Origin of the sequence: Streptomyces sp. NPDC012510, from assembly GCF_042955065.1 — a bacterium.
Lineage (GTDB): Bacteria > Actinomycetota > Actinomycetes > Streptomycetales > Streptomycetaceae > Streptomyces.
Genome location: NZ_JBIBEN010000056.1, coordinates 1 through 6,008, shown reverse-complemented (window position 1 = coordinate 6,008; position 6,008 = coordinate 1). Strand labels below are relative to the sequence as shown.

The window sequence follows — 6,008 nt, the reverse complement described above, 5'->3', positions numbered from 1 at the left end:
GACGGCCAGAGCGACAACATCCTCTCCTTCGACAAACCGCGCCTGAAGAAGATCACGTCCGAGGCGGGCGCGGTGACGCTCGTGTCGTACATGGAAGCCGACTGCGTCCACGGGCAGACCATGCCCAAGGTCGACGAGAACACCAAGCGCTGCTACCCGGTGTACTGGTCGCCCAACGGGGAGCAGACCCCGATCCTCGACTGGTTCCAGAAGTACCCGGTCACTTCCGTGATCACCTCGGCCCCGGACGGCGGCACGGAGGCCGTCCAGCACACCTACCAGTATTCGACTCCCGCCTGGCACTACAACGAGGACCCGTTCGTCCCGGCGAAGGAGCGCACCTGGTCGCTCTGGCGGGGCTTCCAGCGTGTCACGCACCTGACGGGCACCAGCGACACCGCCCAGCTGAAGACGGTCACCGTCTACATGCAGGGCATGAACGGCGACCGGGTCCTTGGCACGGACGGCAAGACGCCGCACCCGGACAACCGCAAGTCGGCGTCGGTCACAGGCATCCTGGCCGGGGCCGCCACGGACCGTGATCAGTACGCCGGCTTCGTCCGGGAGAGCGTCACCTACAACGGTTCCGCCGAGGTCTCCGGAACCATCAACACCATCTGGTCGCAGAAGACCGCCACCCAGCACAAGTCCTACGCCGACACCGAGGCCTACATGGTGCGGGTCGCCAGCAAGACGGACCGCACCCGGGTGACGACCACCGGCACCGCCGTCAACCGAGCGCATCGCATCTCGTACACCTACGACGACTTCGGCATGGTCAGCACGACCGAGGACGAGGGCGACGCGGCCGTCACCGGCGACGAGAAGTGCACCCGCACCTGGTACGCCCGCAACACCGACAACGGCATCAACTCCCTGGTCTCCCGCAACCGTACGGTCGCCAAGACGTGCGCCACGACGGACTCTGCCCTCGACCTCCCGGCGGACTCCACTCGCCCCGGTGACGTCATCTCCGACACGGCCACGGTCTACGACGACGCCACCGCCACAGGCTGGTCGGCATCGCAGAAGCCGACGAAGGGTGAGGCGGTCTGGGCAGGCCGTGCCAAGTCCTACGGCAGCGACGACGCACCGGCCTGGCAGAAGGTCGCGACCACGACGTACGACGCGCTCGGCCGTCCGCGCCTGATCAAGGACACCAACAACGCACTGGTCACGGACACGGCCTATGTCCCGACGAACGCGGGCCCACTGACCTCCAGCAGCGTCACCAACATCAAGGGCCACAAGGCCACCACCGCCGTGTCGTTCGCGACCGGCGCGCCGCTCAAGGTGACCGACGCGAACAACAAGATCACCGAATCCGAGTACGACAGCCTCGGCCGTGTCACCAGCGTCTGGCTGCCCAACCGCCTCAAGTCCCTCAGCCAGAAGCCGAACTACGTCTACACCTACAACATCACCAACTCGGGCCTGTCGTGGGTGTCGACCGGCGCCATGAAGGGTGACGGCTCGGGCTACAACACCACCTACGAGTTCTACGACAACCTCCTGCGCACCCGTCAGGTCCAGAGCCCGACTCCGGTCGGCGGACGTCTGGTCTCGCTGACGCGCTACGACAGCCGAGGACTGGCGATCAGCGCGCAGGGCGACATCTGGGACAACACCTCCGCCCCGTCGGGTACTCCGGTGCAGACGGAGGGCAGCCAGGCCCCGATCCAGACCGACACGACGTACGACGGTGCCGGCCGCGCCACGAAGACGGTCACGAAGACGCACGGCGTGACCCGCTGGACCACGGAGTCGGCGTACACCGGCGACATGGTCACCTCGTCCGCCCCGCCGGGCGGCCAGGCCACCGCCGTGATCACCAACGCCCTCGGCCAGCTGACCGAGCGCCGCGAGTACGCGGGCCCGGACCCGACGGGTACGGACTACACGACGACCACCTACACGTACACGGACGCGGGCCAGCAGAAGTCCATCACCGGCCCGGACAAGACGGTCTGGTCGTACACCTACGACCTGTTCGGCCGCCAGGTCACCGCGACCGATCCCGACAAGGGAACGGCGAAGTCGGTCTACGACAGCCTCGACCGGGTCGAGTCGTCCTTCAACGTCGAGGAGGAGAGCAAGAAACTCCTCTACGGCTACGACGAGCTGAACCGGAAGACGGGCCTGTGGCAGGGCACGAAGACGGATGCGAACAAGCTCGCGGCCTGGACGTTTGACACGCTGGCCAAGGGACAGCTGGACACGGCGGTCCGCTACGACGGCGGTTCGGTCGCGCCCGGCAAGGCGTACACGAAGAAGATCACGTCGTACGACCCTCTGTACCAGGTGAAGGAGAGCCAGCTCCTGCTCCCCGAGAGCGATGAGCTGGTCGCGGCGGGTGTCCCGAAGACCTTGTCGTTCGCGACGGGTTACCGCCTGGACGGGACGATCAGTCTGTCCTCCCATCCGGCGGCGGGTGGTCTCCCTTCGGAGTCGGTCGGTTACGAGTACAACGCGACCGGCCAGCAGATCGAGTCGGCGGGGACGACCGGCTATCTGCAGGGCGCGGTGTTCTCCCCGCAGGGAGATCTGCGTCAGCTCACGGTGGGCATTGACGGCACGACCTCGGCGAAGAAGGCTTACCTGAACTGGGACTACGAGTCCGGGACGCGCCGCCTGACCCGCTCCTTCGTCACTGACGATGTGCACGGCTACATGCCTCAGGAGCTGAAGTTCACCCAGGACGACGCGGGCAACGTCACGTCGATCTTCGACGCCGCAACCCAGGGCGGAACGGCCAAGCCCGACTACCAGTGCTTCACCTACGACGGCCACCGCCGCCTGACCGAGTCCTGGACCCCCAAGACGGCCGACTGCGCAGCTTCGGGCCGTACGACGTCGAACATCGACGGCGCGGCCCCGTATTGGACGTCATACACGTACACGGCGGCCGGCCAGCGCAAGACGGAGACCCAGCACACCGGCACGGGCGACAGCACGACGACGTACACGTACGACGACACCAGCGCGGCAGGTGACAAGAAGCCTCACACCCTGGACAACACGACGGGTGCCAGGGCGGCCGTCTACGACTACGACGTGAACGGCAACACGACATCCCGCCCAGGGCCGAAATCCAACCAGTCCCTCCTCTGGAACGGTGAGGGCAAGCTGGCCAGGACCACCGAGGGCACGGCGGAGACGAGCTATCTCTACGACGCCGACGGTGAGTTGCTGATCCGCCGCGCCAAGGGCGACGGCGACACGATCCTGTACGTGGGCGGCACGGAGGTCCGCCTGACAGTCAAGGGCACGACGAAGACCCTGTCCGGCACGCGCTACTACGCGGTCAACGGACAGACCATCGCGGTGCGTACGGCAACCGTGGGCACCGCTGGCTCGAAGCTGAGCTTCCTCGCCGGCGACCACCACGGCACGTCCAGCCTTGCCCTTGACGCGACGACGTACGCGGTCACGAAGCGGTACACGTCACCGTTCGGCGCGTCGCGTGACCCGAAGCCGGTCACGGTTTGGCCGGACGACAAAGCCTTCTTGGGCAAGCCGGCGGACGTGGGCACGGGACTGACCCACATCGGGGCACGCGAGTACGACCCGAAGACGGGCCAGTTCATCAGCGTCGACCCGATCATGGCGCTAAACCAGCATCAGTCCCTCAACGGCTACGCCTACAGCGACAACAACCCGGTCACCCGCTCTGACCCCACCGGCCTGTGCCCCCGTGATGTGTGCCCGAACGGCGGTCAAAACACCAACAAAGACCATCCGGGCGCCATCGGTGGCCCGCCCGTCAGCAGCGGCGGCGGTGGCGGAGGTGGGACGACCAAGAAGAGCAGCGGAACGGCCAGCACCAACAGTGGCGGGCACACCAGTAGCGGTGAGGGCGGGGCGAAGCCAGGCCCTGGTGACCCAGACAATGGCTGCGGTTCCTGGGGCCCCCTGTCTGGAATCTGTTCAGGCGTTGGAGAGACGTTTTACGGAATTGTCTCGAATGTTCCGCACGCGGCGGAACAGGTCGGCTGGCTCGTTGACGACGACTGCTGGGGATCGGGTGGCCCTGGAAAGCCGGGGTGTGACTACGGCACTCAATTCGATGAATGGATAGCCAGCCACGGATATGACACATCGAGTGACGCCTACCAAGTACCCAGCTTCCTGGGGTCTGTTTTCGTTCATCGCCCTGGAAAGCCTGGAAAGCCTGGAAAGCCCAAAGGAGACTGTAAGTGTTTCCTGGCCGGCACCGCGGTCCTCATGGCCGACGGCACCACGAAGGACATTGAGAACGTCGAACTCGGCGACAAGGTCCTGGCCACCGACCCCAAGACTGGTGAAACGGGTCCGCGAGAGGTCACCCGCCTGATCGTCACCGAGGACGACAAACACTTCAACGAACTGTCCATCGCTACAGAGGGCGGCATCGAGAAACTCACGGCGACCCACGAGCACCCGTTCTGGTCCCCGTCCGAGCGTGACTGGATTGAGGCAGGCAAGCTCAAGCCGGGCGTGACCCTGCTCACCGACGACGGCGACACAGTCGTGGTCACCGGCAACCGGGCCTACACGCAGCACACGACCACCTACAACCTCACCGTCGACGACCTGCACACGTACTATGTGCTGGCGGGGGAGACGCCGGTTCTCGTTCACAACAGCAACTGTGATCTTCCGGAGGGGTACACCTCTTCCCCTGCACTCAAGGGTGACCCCTACCATCCGGACTCGGTGAAGGAGCGCAGTCGGCAGAACCGAGAGCTGTACGCCGGGACCGTGGCCGACCGGGCAGGCGCTCTTGGGTACAGAACAAGAATTCCCGCGCAGAAGGCACCGTTTAATTCGCATGGACAGGTCGTCTTTTCCAACGGAAAGAACTACATCACGCCTGATGTCGATGGCCATAACGTGACGGACGGCTGGAAGATGTTCAACCGCAGAGGGCAACGGATCGGAACCTATGACCCAGATCTCAACTACCTCAAGGAATGATGGATTCTCAATCGAGGTGATCGACGATCCGGTTTCGGAGGGTGCGACCCCATCATCCTCCGATGCTGTTGCCAGGATCAGAGTCGGCAGCTTCACGGAGACGTTCCGGATGGACCTGAGCTTCTGGTCGGTGGATGAATACCGCCGAAGCTGGGAGAGTGCCCTGAGGGAAATTGAGTGCTCCGAGAAGGTGACCTCTTGTCTCATTGCTTCGATCACTGATCCGGAAGCCAGTAATTTCATCTCATGCTGGCCTATGTATCGAGACGGGGATGTGGTCCACGTCCAGAATTCGCTCATCTTCTTGGATGAGCTCGACGAACCGTTCGACCCGCAAGAGCCGTGGCGGTACGTAGAGCCTCACCGCGAAGTCGACGAGGACGGGAATCGCATCTCCGAGTGGGTGACGAGCGCGTCCGAAGTGCGGCAGTTCCGCGAGTCCGCCTGGGGCTTGTGAGAGCACGCAAGCGCAAATATGAAGCCCCGCCAGATCGTTTCTGGCGGGGCTTCTGCACGTCGTGACGGCCGTAGTTGACGGCAACGTCAGTGGACGGTGGCTCCGCACGGCGGCGGGTCATCGCCGTCGTCGCGGGTCGACTCGTCGTTGGCGGGGCCGTCAAGGGCGGTGCTGAGGGTGTTGATGGCGTCTCGCTGGAGGCGGATCGGACGTGGGCGTAGACGGTGGCGGTGACGCCGATGTGGGCGTGGCCGAGGAGTTCCTTGATCACGACGAGTTCGACGCCCTGTTCCAGGAGCAGGGTGGCGGTCGAGTGGCGGAGGTCGTGGAAGCGGATGCGGCGGAGGCCGGCCTTGCTGAGGACCGTGGTGAAGGCGCGGGTGAGGTTGGTCGGGTCGATCGATCCGCCTTGGGGTCTGTGTAGCGAACGGTGGAACTCAGTCGGATTTGTTCAGCGGCGTCCGGCGGTGAGCCGGCCGTCGAAGGTGATGTCGAAGGCGTGGAGTGCGGCCTTCCAGCGCATGGTCCAGCGTTTGCGTCCGGTGCCGGTCGGGTCCAGGCTCATGACGGCCAGGTAGACGCATTTGAGGGCGGC

General features: G+C 64.9%; 2 protein-coding genes and 2 pseudogenes. 2 read left to right on the top strand and 2 right to left on the bottom strand.

Annotated elements, in window-relative coordinates:
• Both ACFY9I_RS42070 and ACFY9I_RS42065 read left to right on the top strand, forming a co-directional pair.
• The coding region (locus ACFY9I_RS42070) for a polymorphic toxin-type HINT domain-containing protein (RefSeq protein ID WP_391012698.1) at nucleotides 1–4,956 on the top strand (4,956 nt) is incomplete at its 5' end.
• A complete protein-coding gene (locus ACFY9I_RS42065) occupies nucleotides 4,925–5,413 on the top strand; it encodes a hypothetical protein (protein WP_391012695.1) in 489 nt (162 codons plus the stop codon). The genes ACFY9I_RS42070 and ACFY9I_RS42065, both read left to right, overlap by 32 nt.
• Nucleotides 5,414–5,499: 86 nt before the next feature.
• Here ACFY9I_RS42065 and ACFY9I_RS42060 read toward each other — a convergent pair.
• Together ACFY9I_RS42060 and ACFY9I_RS42055 are read right to left on the bottom strand one after the other, a co-directional pair.
• Nucleotides 5,500–5,825, bottom strand: a pseudogene (locus ACFY9I_RS42060) (tyrosine-type recombinase/integrase); the annotation flags it as partial.
• 39 nt (nucleotides 5,826–5,864) lie between these two features.
• Nucleotides 5,865–6,008: pseudogene (locus ACFY9I_RS42055) on the bottom strand (IS256 family transposase); the annotation flags it as partial.

Coding starts and splice junctions, on each gene's coding strand:
- ACFY9I_RS42065 (WP_391012695.1), top strand. CDS start 4,925: ATGACCCAGATCTCAACTACCTCAAGGAATGATGGATTCTCAATCGAG.